Source organism: Variovorax sp. EL159, from assembly GCF_900100965.1.
Classification (GTDB): Bacteria; Pseudomonadota; Gammaproteobacteria; order Burkholderiales; family Burkholderiaceae_C; genus Variovorax.
On sequence record NZ_FMUJ01000001.1, the window covers coordinates 1,015,607 to 1,034,101 of the forward strand.

The 18,495-nt window shown below is 70.5% G+C and carries 7 protein-coding genes; 5 read left to right on the forward strand and 2 right to left on the reverse strand.

Annotated features, from left to right (window positions below; all coding sequences use genetic code 11):
* Positions 1–63: 63 nt before the first annotated feature.
* Both BLQ28_RS04845 and BLQ28_RS04850 read right to left on the reverse strand, forming a co-directional pair.
* The gene (locus BLQ28_RS04845; protein ID WP_093237391.1) at positions 64–1,110 is read right to left on the reverse strand and encodes a MerR family transcriptional regulator; all 1,047 of its coding nucleotides are present in this window, start codon (positions 1,108–1,110) and stop codon (positions 64–66) included.
* Between the two features lie 94 nt (positions 1,111–1,204).
* Positions 1,205–2,107, reverse strand: a complete 903-nt coding sequence (locus BLQ28_RS04850; RefSeq protein ID WP_093237725.1) for a LysR family transcriptional regulator — start codon at positions 2,105–2,107, stop codon at positions 1,205–1,207.
* Positions 2,108–2,248: 141 nt separating this feature from the next.
* Between BLQ28_RS04850 and BLQ28_RS04855 the strand changes: the two genes are divergently transcribed.
* The 5 genes from BLQ28_RS04855 (at position 2,249) to BLQ28_RS33205 (ending at position 18,381) form a co-directional block, all read left to right on the forward strand.
* Positions 2,249–3,262: a zinc-dependent alcohol dehydrogenase family protein gene (locus BLQ28_RS04855; RefSeq protein ID WP_093237392.1), complete on the forward strand. Its 1,014-nt coding sequence runs from the start codon at positions 2,249–2,251 to the stop codon at positions 3,260–3,262.
* Between the two features lie 210 nt (positions 3,263–3,472).
* Positions 3,473–4,132, forward strand: coding sequence for a secretin and TonB N-terminal domain-containing protein (locus tag BLQ28_RS04860; RefSeq protein WP_143012420.1), 660 nt, complete (start codon positions 3,473–3,475; stop codon positions 4,130–4,132).
* Positions 4,133–4,139: 7 nt separating this feature from the next.
* Positions 4,140–4,685 carry an RNA polymerase sigma factor gene (locus BLQ28_RS04865; RefSeq protein ID WP_093237394.1) on the forward strand — a complete coding sequence of 182 codons (546 nt, stop codon included), beginning with the start codon at positions 4,140–4,142 and terminating at the stop codon, positions 4,683–4,685.
* 14 nt (positions 4,686–4,699) lie between these two features.
* Positions 4,700–5,689: a FecR family protein gene (locus BLQ28_RS04870; protein WP_218121898.1), complete on the forward strand. Its 990-nt coding sequence runs from the start codon at positions 4,700–4,702 to the stop codon at positions 5,687–5,689.
* A 5,183-nt stretch (positions 5,690–10,872) separates the two neighbouring features.
* Positions 10,873–18,381 (forward strand): filamentous haemagglutinin family protein, encoded by a 7,509-nt coding sequence (locus tag BLQ28_RS33205; protein WP_256327167.1) that lies wholly within the window; start codon positions 10,873–10,875, stop codon positions 18,379–18,381.
* Positions 18,382–18,495 lie beyond the last annotated feature (114 nt).

Genomic DNA, 18,495 nt, shown 5'->3' on the forward strand with positions numbered 1-18,495 from the left:
TCTGAAGCGGGAGCGGCCGAGATGAAACGGCGAGCCGTTAACGGGAAGGGCGCATCGATCGCGTCAAGGCGCGGCGACCGGTTCTGGCCGCCACGCCACGACCCCTGCCGTGCGGGCCCGCACGTCCGGCGATGCCAGGCAGGTGGCAACGGCTTCGTAGCCCGGCGCACCGAGGTACGGGGCAACGAGCGTCGGCGGGCTGTGGTTGGCGGGGCAGAGGATGATGGCTTCGTTCGGGCCGACCGCTGCCAGGTCGAGGATGGCGCTGGAGCGGGTGAGCATGAAGATCGGCCGCGCATCGGCACCGCGCTGCCGCAGCCGCGCGATCAGCGCTTCCTGCGTGGGCTGGTCGAGTCCCTGTTCGATCATGTCCACGACGAGCGCGTCCGGCCCCTGTGCTTCGAGCCCAGCGAGCAGCGTGAGCAGCGCATCCGACGGCGCCGCGCCGTCTTCCACGAGCCACGCCATGCTTTGCTCGACGCGCGACTTCAGCACGGGGTCATCATCGATCCGCGACCTTGCCGCCGCGCCGTCGTCCGCAAGCCTGTCCAGTCCCAGCAACACGGCGTTGGGCAATTCGGCGGCAAGGCTCTGCGCCAGCCGCGTCTTGCCGCTTCCGAGCGGGCCGATGATGTAGTTCAGCGGGCGGATGTCGCGAAGCTCGAAGCGCTCGCCACCCCAGGGCCACGGCAGGTCGAAGGCGACGCGAATCTCCGCGGCGGGCGCGAGCAGGCCGGCCAGTTCACTCACGGTCGGAACCTGGCCCTGCGCAACGCCGCCGCGCAGGCCACGGACCTTGTCGATCGTGCGCGCGAGCTGATGCAGTTGCGACTCCAGCGCCGCCTGATGGGCCGCCAGCGCTTGTTCGAGCCCTTGCGCGTTGCCGCCCAGCACCCGCTCCACTTGCGCAAGGCTGAAGCCGAGCGCACGCAGCGCGACGATCTCGGCGGCCCGCGCCATTTCTGTGGGGCCGTACGCCCGCCAGCCGGCCGCGTTGCGGTCGGGCTCCACCAGTCCGCGCTGCTCGTAGAGGCGCAAGGCCTTGGCCGACACGCCGAGCCGTCGCGCGGCTTCGGATGGATTCAGATACCGGGTGGGAGAGTGCTGCATGGCATGTTCCTTTCGATGGATCTCCCGCTTTGTAGGGGCTGCCCCAGGGGCCGGGTCAAGCACCGGATGTCGGGGCGAGGCAATGCCGCACGTCTCAGTCGAAGGCCCGCAGCATTGCCTTGCGCAACCAGACCTCGGCCGCGTCCTTGTCGGTCACGGCGCGCCAGGCCAGCCGGATCTGGTAGCTCGGGCTCTCGAACGGCAAGGCCTCGTGGCGAAGCCCGCCGTCTTGTGCCGACAGCACCTGCGCCACGTGCTCGGGCACCGTGGCCAGCAGCTCGGAGCCCGCCAGCACCGCAGGCAGGCTGCCGAACTGCGGCACCGAGAAGGCCACGTCGCGCTGCCGCCCCAATTGCTCCAGCGTTTCGTCGACGGTGCCGCACAGGTCGCCGGCGTAGGTCACGAGCACGTGGCGGCGACGGCAGTAATCGTCGAGCGACAGCTTGCCCGGCGCGGTGTCGGCGCGGAGCACCGCGAAACGCGCGGTGCGCGCCTTGCGGACCTTGGCGCCGGCCGGCAGGTCTTTCAGGAAGGCCATGACAGCGCTGACGCGTCCTTCGTCGAGGTAGCGCGGCGCATTGCGGTAGCAGACCGTCAGCGTGACCAGCCTGGCGCGTGGCACTTCGGCACTGAGGGCGCGCAGCAGCCTCGGCAGCATCGCGATCTGCAGGTCGTCGGTCAGGCCGATGCGGAACACGGGGGCGGCGCGGTCCGGTTCGAAGTCGGCCTGCGCGCGGAAGGTGGCTTCGATCTGTTCGAGCGCGGGGCCGAGCCCTTGCATCAGCGCCAGCGCGCGTTCGGTCGGCTCCATCGTGCGGCCCTGGCGCACCAGTAGCGGATCGCCCGTGAGCTCGCGCAACCTCGCCAGCGCATGGCTCACGGCCGGCTGGCCCAGGTGCAGCCGCTGCGCGGCGCGGCTGACGTGCCGCTCGCGCATGAGCGCTGCCAGCACCGTGAGCAGGTTCAGGTCGATGCGGCCGAGTTCGATCGGTTTCATGCGGGGCTCTTGCAAGGTATCGATGTCGTGCATGCCGAATATCCCATCAATCGATTTCCTTGATGCCGCTGCGGCCTCTAGATTGGCTGCACTGGGGCACGCAATCTCGCACGCCGCCGGTCTTTCAAAGGAGATTTCGAAATGAGCAGGATGGTTCGCTTTCACGGATTCGGTGGCGCCGATGTGCTGAGGGTCGAGCAGGTCGAGACGAGCGCGCCCGGCGCGGGCGAAGTGCGCGTGGCGGTGCAGGCGATCGGCCTGAACCGGGCCGATGCGCTCTGGCGCGAGAACATGTACATCGAAGACGCCACCTTGCCGGCCGGCCTGGGCAACGAGGCGGCCGGCGTCATCGACGCGGTCGGCGCGGGTGTCGGGCACCTGTCGGTGGGCGACCGCGTCGCGGTGCTGCCCGGCGCGGGGCAGGGGCAGTACCCGACCTACGGCGACCGCATTCTCCTGCCGGCCACGCACGTGGTGCGCCACCCCGCAACGCTTTTGGCCGCGCAGGCCGCCGGCGCCTACATGGCCTACCTGACGGGCTACTTCCCCATGTTCGAAATGGCCGGCCTGCAGCGTGGACAGACGATGCTCGTGACGGGTGCTTCGTCGGGCACCGGCATCGCGGCGCTGCAGATGGCGCGTGCGGCGGGCATCGTCGCCATCGCCACCACCCGCACCGATGCCAAGCGGCAGGCGCTGCTCGACGCCGGCGCGTCGCACGTGGTCGTGACGCAGGACGAAGACGTGGTCGAGCGCGTGCTGGCGCTCACCGGTGGCCGTGGTGTCGAGCTGGTGTACGACGGCGTGGGTGGCGCGGACGTGATGCGCCTGGGCGATGTCGTCGCCCATCGCGGCTGGTACGTGCTGTACGGCCTCTCGGGTGGAGCGGACTTCGCGTACCCCGCGATTGCGCAGTTTCGCAAGAGCTGGCACTTCCATGTCTACAAGGTGCTCGAGTTCACCGGGGCCGCATCGATGGGCTTGCCGCGCGACGAAGACGCACTCGCCCGCGCGCTGGCTTTCATCGATGCGGGGCTGGCCGACGGCACGCTGCAGGTACAGATCGATCGCAGCTTCGCGCTCGACGACGTGGTGCACGCCCACCGGTACCTCGAACGTGCAGGACACATCGGCAAGGTCGTGCTCACGACCTGATCGATCACGCGCATTTCGCGGACCTGGCCGTATGCATTGCATTCAACTTGTCACAAATCCTCACTAGCATCCGCTCGACCAAAAGTAGTACGGCCACGGTTCCCGCTGGCCCGCAGCAAATTCCATTTCGTGACAGGACCAGGCATGTGGTGCATTGCTCGGTCGCGGCGGTGGGTGAGTGTCTTGACCTTGTTTTTCGGAATCCTGTCCTTGGGTGCATCCCCCGCCGCCGTTGCCGATTCACCCGCCCGGCCGCAAGCGCCGGCCAGGCGCGTGAGCCTCGACATTCCCGCGCAGCCGCTGGCTTCGGCGCTGCAGGCGTTCGCGCAGGCGACGGGGCAATCGGTGTTCTTCGACGGGCAGCTCGCGGCCGGAATCGAATCGATGCCCGTGCGCGGAGAACTCTCGCCGCGCGAGGCCCTGCAGCAGATGCTGGCCGGCACGCGGCTGGCCGCGCGCTATGCCGACGACACCACCTTCACGCTGGTCGAGACCGAGACGCCCGTGCCGATGCATGCGACCCCGTCGCCGTCCGACGAATCCGCCGGCGACGACGGCAACGCGCGCGTCGTGCAACAGGCGCTGGAGCGCACGCTGTGCCGCTGGCCGCGCGTGCAGCCCGGCAGCTATCGCGCGCTGGTGCAGTTGTGGGTCGGCCCGGCCGGCCACGTGCGGCGCTCGCGGGTGCTGGGCTCCACCGGCGTTGCGCAGCGCGATGCGGCCCTTGAGGCGGCGATGAACACGCTGGTGCTCAGCCCGTTGAAAGACGGCACGCCGGACGAACCCCTGACGATCCTGCTGCTGCCCCGCACCGGCAGCAGCACCGACGTGTGCGCGGGCATGGCCCCCGCGAACGCCGAAGCGTCCTGAGTCCACCGTGGAACAGGACACCCCCGGCTTTCTGCGCAGCCTGCTCACGAGCCGCTACCTCGATTTCAGGAACAGGCTGCGCCGCCGCTTCGGCTCCGACGACGTGGCCGACGACGTGCTGCACGAGACCTGGCTGCGCGTGAACCGCATGAGCGACCCCGGCCCGGTGCAGAGCCCGATGGCCTACCTGCTGCGCATCGCGTCGAACGTGGCGGAAGACCGGCGCATCTCGAATGGGCGACTGCTCGATTTCGTGGAAGTCGAAGAGCTGCTGCATTTCGCCGACGAGAACCAGGACCCGGCACGGCTGTCGGAAGCGCGCAGCGAAGTGCAGGCCCTGGAACGCGCGCTCGAAGAGCTGCCGCGCCGCCGCCGCGAGATCTTTCTGGCCTCGCGCGTGGACGAGACGCCGCACAAGGACATCGCAGTGCGCCACGGCGTGTCGGTGCGGATCGTCGAGCGCGAAGTGAAGGCCGCGCTGGTGCATTGCGCCGGGCGATTGGGGCGCGATGTGATCCAGCGGTTCGGTCCCGGGGCCGGAAAACAGTCATAAAAGAGATGCTGGCCGTGAACACCCCCCACGACGACCGCGCCGCGCTGCAGGCGCAGGCGCAAGACTGGCTCGTGCGCCTCACCTCGGGCCGGGCCACGACCGTGGACGCGCAGGACTTCAAGCGCTGGTGCGCCCAGAGCCCGCTGCACGCGCAGGTGATGGCCGAGATGACGCGCGTGTGGGACGTGGCGCGGCCCGCCGCCGAAGCCGTGGCGCAGCGCATGCGCGTGGCCCAGCCGCCGCGCGCGAGCGTCATCGCGCGTGCGCGCCATCCGAATCGCCGCTACATCCTCGGCGCCGCGCTGGCGGCGGGCGCGGCCGCTTTCGTCGTGGTGCGTCCGCCGGGCCGGTTGTGGCCCGCGCTGTCCGACATGACGGCCGACTACAGCACCGGCACCGGCGAGCAGCGCCAGGTCGTGCTGAACGATGCGGTGGTCGTCGAGATGAACACGCAGACCAGCTTCAACCTGTCGCACGGCGCCGACGGGGACGCGGCCACGCTCGACCTGTTGAGCGGCGAGGCGCAGGTGCTGCTCGATGCGTCGCGCGCCGCGCCGTTCACGATGACGGTCGGCGGCGGCCGGCTCGTGGCTGCCGCCGCGAGCCGCTTCAACGTGCGCGCCACCGGCCCCGAGGTGTGCGTGACCTGCATGGCCGGTTCGGTCGAGCTGAACTACGGCACGCGCGTGCTGGTCGCGCGCGAGGCCGAGCAGATCAGCTACGGCAGGCACGGTGCCGAAGTGGCGCGTGCACCCGACCTGTCGACCGTCAACGCATGGCGCGAGCGCGTGCTGGTGTTCAACGACACGCCGCTCGCGGACGTGGTCGACGAGATCAACCGCTACCGGCCCGGCAAGCTGATCGTGACCAATGCCGAGCTGGGGCGGCGCAAGGTGCAGGCGCGCCTGCGGCTCGAACAGCTGGCCCGCATCGAGAGCCTGATCGGCGCCAGCTATGGCGCGAAGGTGACGACGCTGCCGGCCGGCATCGTGCTGCTGGGTTAGTCGCGCGGCTTCTTTGCCCGCACACCATGACACCGGTGTGAAAAAACCGGCCGCCCGCAGACCCCCGCAAATTTTTCCTGTCTTTTGCCCCCGCCGTGTCGGTCGCATCCGGCGAGCCCGGTCTCTTAACCAGAGCGCGGTGCCACACCGCCGTGCCACGCAATCACGCGAACGGGTTTTCCTCTGGGGTATGAAATGAGCAAACAGACATTCCGCCGTGCACCGGTCGCGCACGCGGCCGCCATCGCACTGGCCATGGCGGGGCTGGCGGGCAACGCACAAGCGCAGCGCGCATTCAGCGCGGCATGGATGGCGCAGAAGAATGTGGCGCAGGGCACGGCTGCGGCCACGGGCTACCTGCCGAACGGCACGCCGGCGTCGGTGCTGACGAACCCGCTGGCGCAGCAGCAGAAGGCCAACGAGCAACTGCAGCGCTCCATCGGCAACCTGAACCTTGCGGCGCAGGCGATTGCCGCGCAGCAGGCGGCACAGGCCGCGGCGCGGCTGGCCGCGCAGAACGGCGGCACCGGCGTGCCCGACGGCCTGGCCGAAGGCGGCCTGAAGGTCGACACGAACAGCCTTACGGCCGGCTGGCACAACGCGAACGCACCGACTTCCAACACGGCCGCGGGCCGCACCACGGTGACGGTCCAGCAGACCGGCGACAAGGCCATCCTGAACTGGGAGACCTTCAACGTCGGGCGCAACACCACGGTCGATTTCAAGCAGCAGGCCGACTGGGCGGTGCTCAACCGCGTCAACGATCCGGCCGCGCGCCCATCACAGATCCAGGGGCAGATCAAGGGCGACGGCACGGTGCTCATCGCCAACCGCAACGGCGTGGTGTTCAGCGGCAGCAGCCAGGTCGACACGCGCAACCTGGTGGCGGCCGCGGCAAACATCAAGGACTCGCAGTTCACCACCGGCGGTATCTATTCCAACGGTGTCGCGCCAAGCTTCACCACGCTGAAGGAAGACCTGGGCAAGGTCGAGGTGCAGGCCGGCGCGCGCATCGCGACCAAAGAGCCCGGCTCCGTCACGCAGGGCGGCGGCTATGTGCTGCTGCTCGGCAAGGAGGTGTCGAACGCGGGCGAAATCTCCACCCGCAAGGGCCAGACGCAGATGGTGGCGGGCGACAGCTTCGTGATCCGCAAGGGCGTGGGCACCGAGAGCAACACCTTCTCGACCACGCGCGGCAACGAGGTGGCGCCGCAGTTCGAGCCCGGCAGCACGGCGGGCAAGGTGAGCAACACCGGCCTGGTCATGGCGCGCGAGGGCGACATCACGCTGGCGGGCCGCGAGGTGCGGCAAGACGGCGTGGCTGTGGCCAGCACCACGGTCAGCGCGCGCGGCACGGTGCACCTGTTGAACTCGGCCGCCGACAAGCTCGGCAGCGTGGCGGTGGGCAAGGGCGCGGTCACGGCCGTGCTGATCGAGGACGACGGCAAGGCCAGCGCACTCGACAGCCAGCGCGATGCGCTTTTGAAAGACTCGGCCGCGCAAGACGCACTGCGCGCGCTCGCGCCGCCGGGCTTGTTCGACAACCTCTCGAAGCTGTCGGACCGCCGCGACCAGTCGCGCATCGAGATCGTTTCGGGCGGCGACATCCACTTCGAGGGCGAATCGCTCACGCTCGCCACCGGCGGGCAGATCGCGGCCAGTGCCGCGCGCCGCAGCTTCGTGGCCGACAAGGCGCAGCTCGACGTGTCCGGTGCGGTGGGCGTGAACGTGGCGATGGAGTCGAACAACGTCAAGGTCAACGTGCAGGGCAACGAGCTGCGCGATTCGCCGCAGAACCGCGAGAGCGGCAAGCTCTTCAACAACGACGTGTGGATCGACCGGCGCAACCTCGTGCGCGTGGCGCCCGGCGTGGGCGGCTACGAAGGCGAGCGCTGGTATGCGGCGGGCGGCCTGCTCGAAGTTGGCGGCTACCTGGGCAACCAGGGCCACGGCATCGGCGAATGGGCTGCGCAGGGCGGCACCGTGGTGCTGGGCGGCGCGGAGGTGGTCACGCAGGCGGGCTCCAGCGTCAACCTGTCGGGCGGCTCGCTGAACGTGCAGACGGGCTTCATCAACCAGACCTGGCTCAAGGGCAGCGACGGGCGGCTGTACAGCCTGGGCAAGGCGCCGTCGGACATGCTGTTCGATGGCGTCTACAAGGGCTTCGAGGCCGAGCACGCGCGCTGGGGCAAGAAGAACACCGAGTATTTCTACAACCCGCTGATCGGGCCGCAGCGCCTGCTGGAAAACGGCTACACGGTCGGTCGCGACGCAGGCCGGCTGGTGGTGAGCGCGCCCACGGCCGTGCTCGAAGGCGACATCGTGGCCGAGGTGTTCAACGGCGCGCGGCAAACGCGCGCCCGCGATGCCATCGACGACGGCTACCGCCAGGTGCAGACGGCGGTGGCGCGCGGCGGCGCATTGGCGGTGGGGCGCTACGCGGCGCAGGGCCGCGTCGACCTGTTCGACACCGACGTGCGCCTGGGCGACGTGGCGCGCATCACGCAGCAGATGGCCGCGGGCGATGCGCTTGCCGCCGACCGCATCGGCACGCTGTGGCTCGACAGCGCGCACCTGAATGCGCAGCACCTGTCGGTGCTGGACATCGGCACGCTCGGCACGCTCAAGGTCGAGAAGGCCCTGACGCTCGCCGACGGCGGCCAGGTGAACCTGCTCGGCGCGTTCATCGACATCGGCGCCAACATCACGGCGCGCGGCGGCAAGCTGGAGGCCGGCAACATCTTCGTGTCGCCCGTGGACGGTGCCCCGCCGCGCGCGCTGGCAAAGAAGAACGCGTCGTCGGTCACGCTGCGTGACGGCGCCACGCTCGACCTGCGCGGGCGCCGCGTCGACGTGGGCACGTCGCCCGAAGACACGGCCGTGCTCGCGGCCATCGACGGCGGCACGGTGCGCATCGAATCGGCGCACGACGTGATGATCGAGACGGGCAGCCTGATCGACGTGTCTTCCGGCGCGGCGCTGCTGGCCAAGGGCAAGCAGAAGGGCGGCAAGGGCGGCAGCGTGACGCTGGTGGCGGACTCGGCCGCCACCGCAACCGACGCCAAGGGCCTGCTGTCGCTGGGCGGCGAGATCCGCGGCCACGGCGTGAACGGCGGCGGCACGCTGAAGATCGAAACGGGCAATGCACTGGTGGTCGGGCTGGACCCTGCGATGTCCGATGCCTCGATGCTGGTGCTCGACGCATCGCGCCTGCAGTCGGGCTTTTCAAGCTACGACCTCAATGGCCACAAGGGGCTGACGGTGGCGCCGGGCGCGCAGCTCGACGTGGCGATGCCGGTCTACCGCATCGAACCCGACACGGCGGCGGGCAACGAAGGCGGCGTCGGCCTGCAACTCTGGACGCCGCCGCTGCTGCAGCAGGACGTGCCCAATCGCCAGGTCGTGCAGCGCCAGGGCGCCGATCTTGTGCTGCGCGCGCAGCGCCGCGTCATCGAAGGCGGCGACGTCGTCATCGGTGCGGGCTCGGTGGTGACGGTCGATCCGGGCCGCTCGATCCGCCTGCTCGGCGGCGGCAAGAGCAGCTTCGTGGTGGACGGCCGGCTCAATGCCTGGGGCGGCAGCATCGCCATCGACATCGAGGCGCCCGAATTCACGACGCCGAACAGCACGTCGCTGCAGGCGCACAACCGCTCGGTGTGGATCGGCGAAGGCGCGGTACTCGACGTGGCGGCGCGCGCGCAGACCGGCGTCGATGCCAGCGGCCGGCGCTACGGCACGGTGCGCAAGGGCGGCACCATCTCCATCGGCGGCGCGCTCGACTGGGAAACCAAGGGCGCGGCCAAGGCGCCCGACCTGGCGCTGGTGATCCGGCCCGGCGCGGTGCTCGATGCCTCGGGCAGCAGCACGACGATCGATGTGCCCGCCGATGGCCACTGGCAGGCGCTCGATGTCGCCAGCGACGGCGGCAGCATCGTGCTCAAGTCGGCGCACAGCCTCTACCTCGACGGCACGCTGCGCGCCCACGCGGGCGGCGCCAACGCCGCAGGCGGCACGCTGGCGGTGGCGCTCGAAACGCCGGTGTTCTCGAAGTTCTACACCGTCGACAACGAGGTCCGGCAGCCGCGTGAACTGGTGCTGTCGCAGACGCAGCAGCCCAGCGGTCTGCCCGCGACGCTCAAGCCGGGCTACGCCGATGCGGCGCTGGCCTATGGCAAGGGCCGGCTGGGCATCGACCAGGTGCAGGCTGGCGGCTTCGGCAACCTGTCGCTGCTGGTCAACGGCCTGCTGAGCTTCGACGGCAACACCGACCTGTCGACCGCGCAGAGCATGCGCATCTACGCCGGCAGCTTCGCGCTGGCCGATGGCGCGGCGGCCGATTCGCAAGTGCGGCTCGCGTCCTCCTACCTGCGGCTGGCCGGCACGACCAACGCGCCCAAGCAGGACGGCGAAGTGCTCTACACCACGACCTGGCGCCAGGGCGCATCGAAGCGCACGAGCGATGCGGTGTTCACGGCCGAGGCCGACCAGATCGACATTCGCGACCGCGTGGGCTTTGGCGCGCACGGCGAGATCGCCATGAAGACCGGGCCCGCGCTGGTGGTCGACCGCCGCGGCTTCGACAAGGTGAACATGACCAGCCGCGGCGACGTGCGCATGCTGGGCGGCACGCCGACGCTCGGCCTTATCGGCGCGACCACGACCGAGCTGACCACCATGGGCGACCTGACGATCACCGCCGCGCAGATCTACCCGGCCACCGGCGCCAACGCGCAGATCGTCGCGGGCTACGACAAGGGCCGCGTGCTCGACATCCGCCGCCAGGTCGAAGGCGACGTGGCCATGCCGCAGTCGGCCTTCGGCACCCTGGCGCTCGGCGGCGGCACGGTGCGCCAGGGCGGCATCGTGCGCGCCCCGCTGGGCAACCTGATCCTGGGGCAGGACGGCCGCAGCACCTTCGATGCGCGCGCCAGCCTGCTGGAGCTGCTGCCGGGCAGCATCACCTCGGTCAGCGGCGCGGGCCTGCTCATGCCCTACGGTGGCACGACCGACGGCATCGGCTACAGCTACGCGGGCAAGCCCATCGACAAGCGCGCCATCGGCACCAGCGGCATTCTGCTCACGGGCGACAGCGTGTCGGCCGCGAAGGCGCGCTGCTCGACCTGTCGGGCGGTGGCGAACTCACGGGCGCCGGCTTCATCACCGGGCGCGGTGGCTCGGTCGACGTGCTGCGCACGCCGCTGGCCAATGCCAACCCGGCCAACACCTTCAGCAAGGCGGGCAACGGCGTCTACGCCATCGTGCCGGGCTACACGGGCGGCTACGCGCCGGTGTCGCCGGACGCGGGCGCATCGGAGCCGGCCATCGGCCGGCAGATCACGCTCGACGCCGACGTGGCCGGGCTCAAGGCCGGCACCTACACGCTGATGCCTTCCACCTATGCGCTGTTGCCCGGTGCCTTCCGCGTGGAGCTGGGCGCCGAAAGCGCGCTGCCGACCACGCCGCTGCCGGTCGGCAACGGCTCGCATGTGGCGAGCGGCCACCTGGGCATCGCCAACACGGCGGTGAAGTCTTCGCTGGCCAGCCAGCTGGTCATCACGCCGGCAGCGGCCGTGAAGCAGAGCGCCACCTACAACCCGATGGGCTACGACGCCTTCGTGGCGGCCGATGCGGCACGCCGCGGCGGCGTGCGCGGCGAGATCGCGGCCGACGCGCGCAACCTGCTGCTCGACTACTTCTATTCCAAGCCGAAGGACGGCGTGTCGATGCTGCAGTTCGACGGCAAGGCGCTGCTCAACCCGGCGGCCGGCAGCACAGGCTTCGGCGGCACGCTTCTGGTGAACGCCACGGCCCTCGAGGTGACGGCGCCGGGCGCCGGGCGTACGGCCGGGTTCGCAGGCACGTCGCTGCAGGCCGACCAGCTGAATGCCTTCGGCGCGCCCCGGATGATCCTGGGCGGCAGGGTCGAGCTGCGCTACGCGGACAACTTCGCGACCTTCAATTCGAACACCGGCCAAGTCGTCGTGCGCAGCGGAGCGACGCTGCGCGGCGCCGAAATCTTTCTCGTGGCCGGCGGCTACGGCGATGGCATCCAGGTGGAGCAGGGCGCTTCGCTGAACACGCTCGGCGCCGGCGCGCCGGCCTACGACTCCACCGATGGCGTGGTGTTCTCGGCAGGCCGCACTGCGGTGCTGGGGCTGTCGAACGGCTGGATCAACCTGATGCCTCCCGGCAGCGATGGCGTGCCCGCCACGGTCCAGATCGGCGAGTGCCCGAGCGGCGCCTGCGCCGGCCGCACCACGCTGTACGGCGAAGGCACGCTGGCGGTGGCCACCAACCGCTCGTTCACGCTGGCCGACAACGTGCGCTACGGCGCCAAGAACCTGGTGCTGGCCGTGTCCTCGGTCAACCTGGGCAGCGAAGCGGCGCTGCAGCAGGCGGCGGCAAACCAGCAACTGCCGTCGGGCCTGTCGATGAACCAGGGCATCCTGGCGAGCCTGCTGGCCGGCAACAAGGGCGAGGGCGTGCCGGCGGTCGAGACGCTGGTGCTGAACGCGCGCGAGTCGGTCAACATCTATGGCGGCGTGTCGCTGGACACGCTCGACCCCGTGACCGGCGTGTCGTCCATCGAACGGCTGGTGCTGGGCACGCCGGCCATCTATGGCTACGGCGGCGCGGGCGACACCGCGAAGATCACCACCGGCGAATTCATCTGGACCGGCCTGACGCCGCGCCCGCCCGGCAGCGGCGATATTTTTCCCGGCCCGAACGCGCCGGGCGGCGCCATCGGCAGCCTGCTGGGCAACGGCACGCTCGACGTGTCGGCCGCGCGCATCGTGCTGGGCTACGCGCCCAACACGCAGCCCAATGCCGGCTTCTCGGCGGACCGGCTGGCGGTCGGTTTCGGCACCGTCAACCTGAACGCGAGCGAGCGCATCACCGCCAACGCCAAGGGCACGCTGGGCGTGTACCAGCGCCAGGGCGAATACGCGGGCGACAAGGGCTACGACTACAGCGGCGGGCAGCTCAACCTGCGCACGCCGCTGCTCACCGGCGAGGCCGGCTCGAACAATCGCATCACGGCCGGCGGCGACATCGTCGTCAGCGCGCCGGCGGGCGGTGCAAAGCCGGCCGGCGACATGGCGCTGGGCGCGCAACTGGCGCTCACGGGCCGCAACGTCACCATCGACGGTACGGTCGGGCTGCCCTCGGGCAAGCTGCAGCTGGCTGCTACCGGCGACGTGACCCTGTCCGCCAATTCGCGCATCGACCTGTCGGGGCAGGCGGTGAAGTTCTTCGAGCAGACGCGCTACAGCCGCGGCGGCGACCTGGAGGTGTCGAGCACGGCGGGCAACATCGTGCAGGCGGCAGGCTCGGTGATCGACCTGTCGGCCACGCACAACCGCGGCGGCACGATGCAGGCCACGGCGCTGGGCGCCGGCGCGGGCCGCGTCGACCTGGGCGGGCGCATCGTCGGCACGGCCAGCGGCAGCTACGACGCGGGCGGCACGGTGGTGCCCTACGACGCGGCCGAGATCAACGTGCGCGCCCAGAACGTGGCCGACTTCGCGGGCCTCAACACGCGCCTGAACGAAGGCGGCGTGACCGGCGCGCGGCGCTTCCAGATCAAGCAGGGCGACCTTGCCATCGGCGACGAAGTGAAGGCGCGCCAGGTCGAGGTGACGCTGGACGGCGGCAGCCTCACCGTCAACGGCCGCATCGACGCCAGCGGCTTCCAGGTCGGCTCGATCCGCCTGGCCGCCATGCACGACCTCACCGTGAATGGCTCGCTCGACGCGCACGCCACCGGCCTGCGCGTGGACAGCTACGGCAAGATCATCGACAGCCCGAACCGGGCCATGGTCGACCTCAGCAGCATCCACGGCACGTTGACGCTGGGCAGCGGCGCGAACATCGACCTGCGCGCGGGCACCGGCGTGAGCGCGCAGCAGGGCAACGACGGCGCGGCACGCGGCACGCTGTCGCTGAACGCACCGCGGCGCGGCGACGACGACGTGGCGGTGAACGTCAACGGCGCACCCGCGATCCAGGGCGCGAAGAGCGTCGCGGTCAACGCCTTCCGCACCTACAGCGAGCTGCCGTACGCCGCCGCGCCCGACGTGACCGGCCGCACGCCGCAGCTCATCACGCAGAAGTTCTTCGACGATGTCGTCGACCCGGACAACAGCGCCTTCATGAACAAGGCGCTGGGCAATGCATCGCTGTCGGCGCGCCTGGCGGGCCTGGGCAACTACCACCTGCGCCCCGGCGTGGAAATCGTCAGCAAGACGGCCGACGGCGACCTCAGCGTGGTCGGCGACATCGACCTCTCGGGCTACCGCTACGGCCCCGGTGCCGACCGCAACGACCCGGCGCGGCGCGGCTTCGGCGAGCCCGGCGTGCTGGTGGTCCGCGCGGGCGGCAACCTCAACATCTACGGCAGCATCAACGACGGCTTTGCGCCGCCGCCGGCCACGCCCGACGACAAGGGCTGGTACCTGACCGAGCAGCGCACGAAGTTCGGCGTTCCGTTCACGCCCGACGGCGGCGACATCGTCGTGCCGATCGACGGCGTGGTGCTCGACAAGGGCACCGTGTTTCCGAAGAACGCGCTGCTCAACTACGACGTGCCCGCCGAAGCCATGGTGCTGCCGGGCGGCACGGTGCTGCCGGTGACCGTGACGCTGGGCGAGGCCTACACGCTGCCCGCCGGCACGGTGCTGCGCGCCAATGTCTACAACGCCGACGGCACCGTTCGCCTGAAGGCCGGCACGGTGCTGGCCGACGCCGTGTCGCTCGACAGCGGCATGAAGCTGGGCGCCGGCACGGCCCTGCGCGGCGACGCCAGCGTGCAGGCGCTGGTGTGGCCCAAGGGCGTGCGCATGCCGGTCGCGATGAAGGCCGACGGCACCATCGCGCTGTCGCGCGGCGCGCTGATTCCGTCGATGACCGATGTCCAGTTGCCGAACGACGAGGCCATCAACCTGCGGCCTGTGGTCGATGGCGTGCAGGGCCGCAACTGGGCCGTGGCGCCGATGCTGGGGCAGGGCGCCAGCAGCTGGAGCATGCAGCTCACGGCCGGCGCCGACCTGGACTCGGCCGACCGCCGCGCGGTCGATCCCGCCAAGCGCGGCGCGATCATCCTGGCCGACAGCCACTCGATGTACAACGTCAAGCTCACGCCGGGCGGCACCGGTTTCGTGTGGGGGCCGGGTGGGGCCACCTACGGATTCGAGGAAGGAAAGCCGGTCGACCCACTCGATTTCGATGCGGGCTACTGCGACTGGGGCGGCCCGGACATGTGTGCCGTGGACCCGGTGCGCCTGTCCTTCCTGTGGGGGCCCAACGGCGCCGACTGGGACCCGGGCTTCATCGAGGGAAAGCCGGTCCCTCCGGAATACCTCACCGTCTGCGAGTGGGGGCCGGGCATCTGCACGACGGTCATCAACCCCGTCAAGGACATCACCAAGTACACGCCGCTGTCGCCGATGTTCAGCGTGCTGCGCACCGGCACCGGCGACCTGGGCCTGGCGGCGGCGGGCAACTTCGTCATGGCGTCGCCCTTCGGCGTCTACACGGCCGGCACGCGCTCGGCGCCGCTGCTCGACGCCAACGGCCTGGACCCCTTCAACCTGCCGCGCGGCAAGACCATCAACGGCTCGGTGATCGGCCCGCAGGCGGCGGACTACAGCGCCGCGCTCGCGGCCTACCAGGCCTGGTACCCCGAGCACGGCGGCAACCTCGACATCGCGGTGGGCGGCAATGTCGTGGGCAATGTCTGGGGCACCTTCTCGGGCGAGCGCGGACAGGTGCCGAGTGCCGCGGCAAGCAGCTGGCTGTGGCGCCAGGGTTCGGGCACGGCACTGGCCGGCAGCGACCGCATCGCCACGTCGTGGTGGATCAACTTCGGCACCTACGCGCTGCCGGCCAGCCAGCAGTTCTTTGACGTCGACATCGACCCGGCGCCCTACCTGGTGGGCTTCACCGGCATGGGCACCCTGGGCGGCGGCAACCTGACGCTGCGCGCGGGCGGCGACGCGGGCCTGACCACCCGGCTGGGCGACGGCCAGAACTGGCAGCGCAGCGAAGCCATCGTGGCGGCGGTCGGCAGCACCGGCCGCGTCGATGCCAACGGCCAGATGACGCTCACCGGCGGCGGCGATCTGCAGTTGCGCATCGGCGGCGTCGTCAATCCGAACCTTGCCGCGGCGCAGTACGCAAGCTCTGGCGGCAACATGCAGTACCAGGACCTCAATGGCGCACTGGTCAACCTGCGCGGCGCGGCCAACGTGTCCGCCTCTGCCATCGGCGGCATCGAGCGCAGGTACCGCAAGGCCTCCAACTCGCTTCCGGGCCAGGAGGGCGATGTGATGGACACGCGCCCCATCGACCCCTTCACCTCGACCATCGGCATCGGCAATGCCGGCATCGTGCTCGTGCCGGGCGATTCGGCGATGTACCTGGACACGCCGGGCGACCTGGTGCTCACGAGCGTGGCCGACGCGGGCCGCGCCAAGGTGCCGAACAGCTCGGCGTTCAGGTTCGGCGGCCAGGACTACGGCATCGGCCAGAGCTGGTTCACGCTGTGGACCGACCGCACCGGGATCAACCTGTTCAGTGCGGGCGGCAACCTCACGCCCGGCACCGACCTTGCCAACGCGCAGCCGGCCGGCAGGTACGCGGGCAGCATCAACATGAGCGACAACGTCACGGTCTACCCGTCGATCCTGCGCGCGACGGCCGCCTCGGGCAGCCTGTACTTCGGCTTCTCGGCCACGCCGGCCGTGCAGGCACCCGGCCGCGCGCTGGTGCTCGCGCCGTCGCCTTCGGGCGTGCTCGAGTTCCTGGCGGGCAACTCGCTGTTCGGCGGCGGCTACCCGGTCGGCATGTCGGGCGCGGTCACGCCGCTGCCGACGCCGATGGCGCCTGCGTTCGTCGGCTACGACAAGTTCCAGCGGCCGGTGGTCTACAACACCAGTTCGGAAGGCTCGATGATCGGGTCGCCCGGGGTGCCGAACTACGGGGTGATCGACAACTTCCCGCTGTTCGCCTTCGGGCCGGACACGCTGGGCAGCCGTGCGCTGCACGCGGCCGATGCGCCGCCATCGCTGTTCTATGCGGTCAAGGGCGACATCCTGGGCCTGGCCAGCGGCACGGCGCGCAAGGTGCAGGCGACCGGCCTTCCCGCGGCCGAGGCCTGGAACCGCTCGGCCGCGCCGGCGCGCATCCGCGCCGGGCGCGACATCGTCGGCACTGATGCGCTGATCGTCAACAACGACCCGCGCGACGTCTCGCTGATCCAGGCCGGACGCGACATCCTCTATGCGAACGTGCGGGTCGCCGGCCCGGGCGCGCTGGAGATTTCGGCCGGCCGACACATCACGCAGGACGACCGCGCCAGCGTGGTGAGCCAGGGCGCGCTGGCCGAGGGCGACACCCGCCCCGGTGCCAGCATTTCGATGATGGCCGGCATGGGCGCTGGCGAGCTGGACTTCTCGGCCATCGCCGAGCGTTACCTCGATCCCGCGAAGCGCGCCGCATCGGGCCCCGGCGAGTCGCTGGCCAGCCAGCCGGACCGCGTGGTGAAGACCTACGAAGTCGAGCTGGCCGCGTGGCTGGCCGAACGCTACGGCTTCGTCGCCACCAGCAAGGACGCGAAGGACCCGGGCAGTGCGCAGGCGTACTTCAGGACGCTGGCGCCGGAGCAGCAGCGCGTGTTCCTGCGCAACGTGTACTTTGCCGAGCTGCGCGCCGGTGGCCGCGAATACAACGACGTGAACGGCCCGCGCTACGGCAGCTACCTGCGCGGGCGCGGCATGATCGCCACGCTGTTCCCCGACCTCGATGCCGCCGGCCAGGAGATCGTGCGCAAGGGCGACATCATCATGTACGGCCCCTCGGGCGTGCACACCGATTTCGGCGGCGACATCCAGATGCTCGCGCCGGGCGGGCAGATCGTGGTGGGCGTGCAGGGCGCGGTGCCGCCGGGCAGCGCGGGCGTCATCACACAGGGCATGGGCAACATCCAGCTGTTCAGCGAAGGCAGCCTGCTGCTGGGCCTGTCGCGGGTGATGACCACCTTCGGCGGCGACGTGCTGGCCTGGTCCGAAAAGGGCGACATCAACGCCGGCCGCGGCTCCAAGACCACGCTGGTCTACACGCCGCCCAAGCGCGTGTACGACAACGTGGGCAACGTGAAGCTGTCGTCGCAGGTGCCCAGTTCGGGGGCCGGCCTGGCAACGCTCGCGCCCATCCCGGAAGTGCCGGCGGGCGACATGGACCTGATCGCGCCGCTCGGCACCATCGACGCTGGCGAGGCGGGCATCCGCGTGTCGGGCAGCGTCAACCTCGCGGCGCTGCAGGTGGTGAACGCGGCCAACATCCAGGTGAAGGGCGAATCGGCCGGGCTGCCGGTGGTGGCATCGGTGAACGTCGGCGCGCTGACCAACGCCAGCGCCGCCGCCTCGCAGGCCACGGCGGCGGCGCAGGACGCGATGCAGCGCGAGCGCGCGGCGCAGCGGCAGGCGCTGCCCTCGGTGTTCACCGTGCGTGTGCTCGGCTTCGGCGACGAGGCTGCGGGCGAGGGCGCGGCGGTGCCCGCGCAGCGCGGCGCGGCCGCCGCCAGGGTGGGCTACGACGCGAACAGCCCGGTGCAGGTGCTGGGCCGCGGGCAGCTGGCCGAGGCGCAGAAGGCGAAACTCACGGCACAGGAGCGGCAGCTGCTGGGGCAATAAGCGAGGCCGCAGGGCCGGAGGGCGGGGGCTGTCTTTACATGAAGTTTTCATGACAAACGGCAGTCTTGCGCGCGGCGCTACGTCTTAGATGCAGCGCTTTGAATCCAGCGCCAC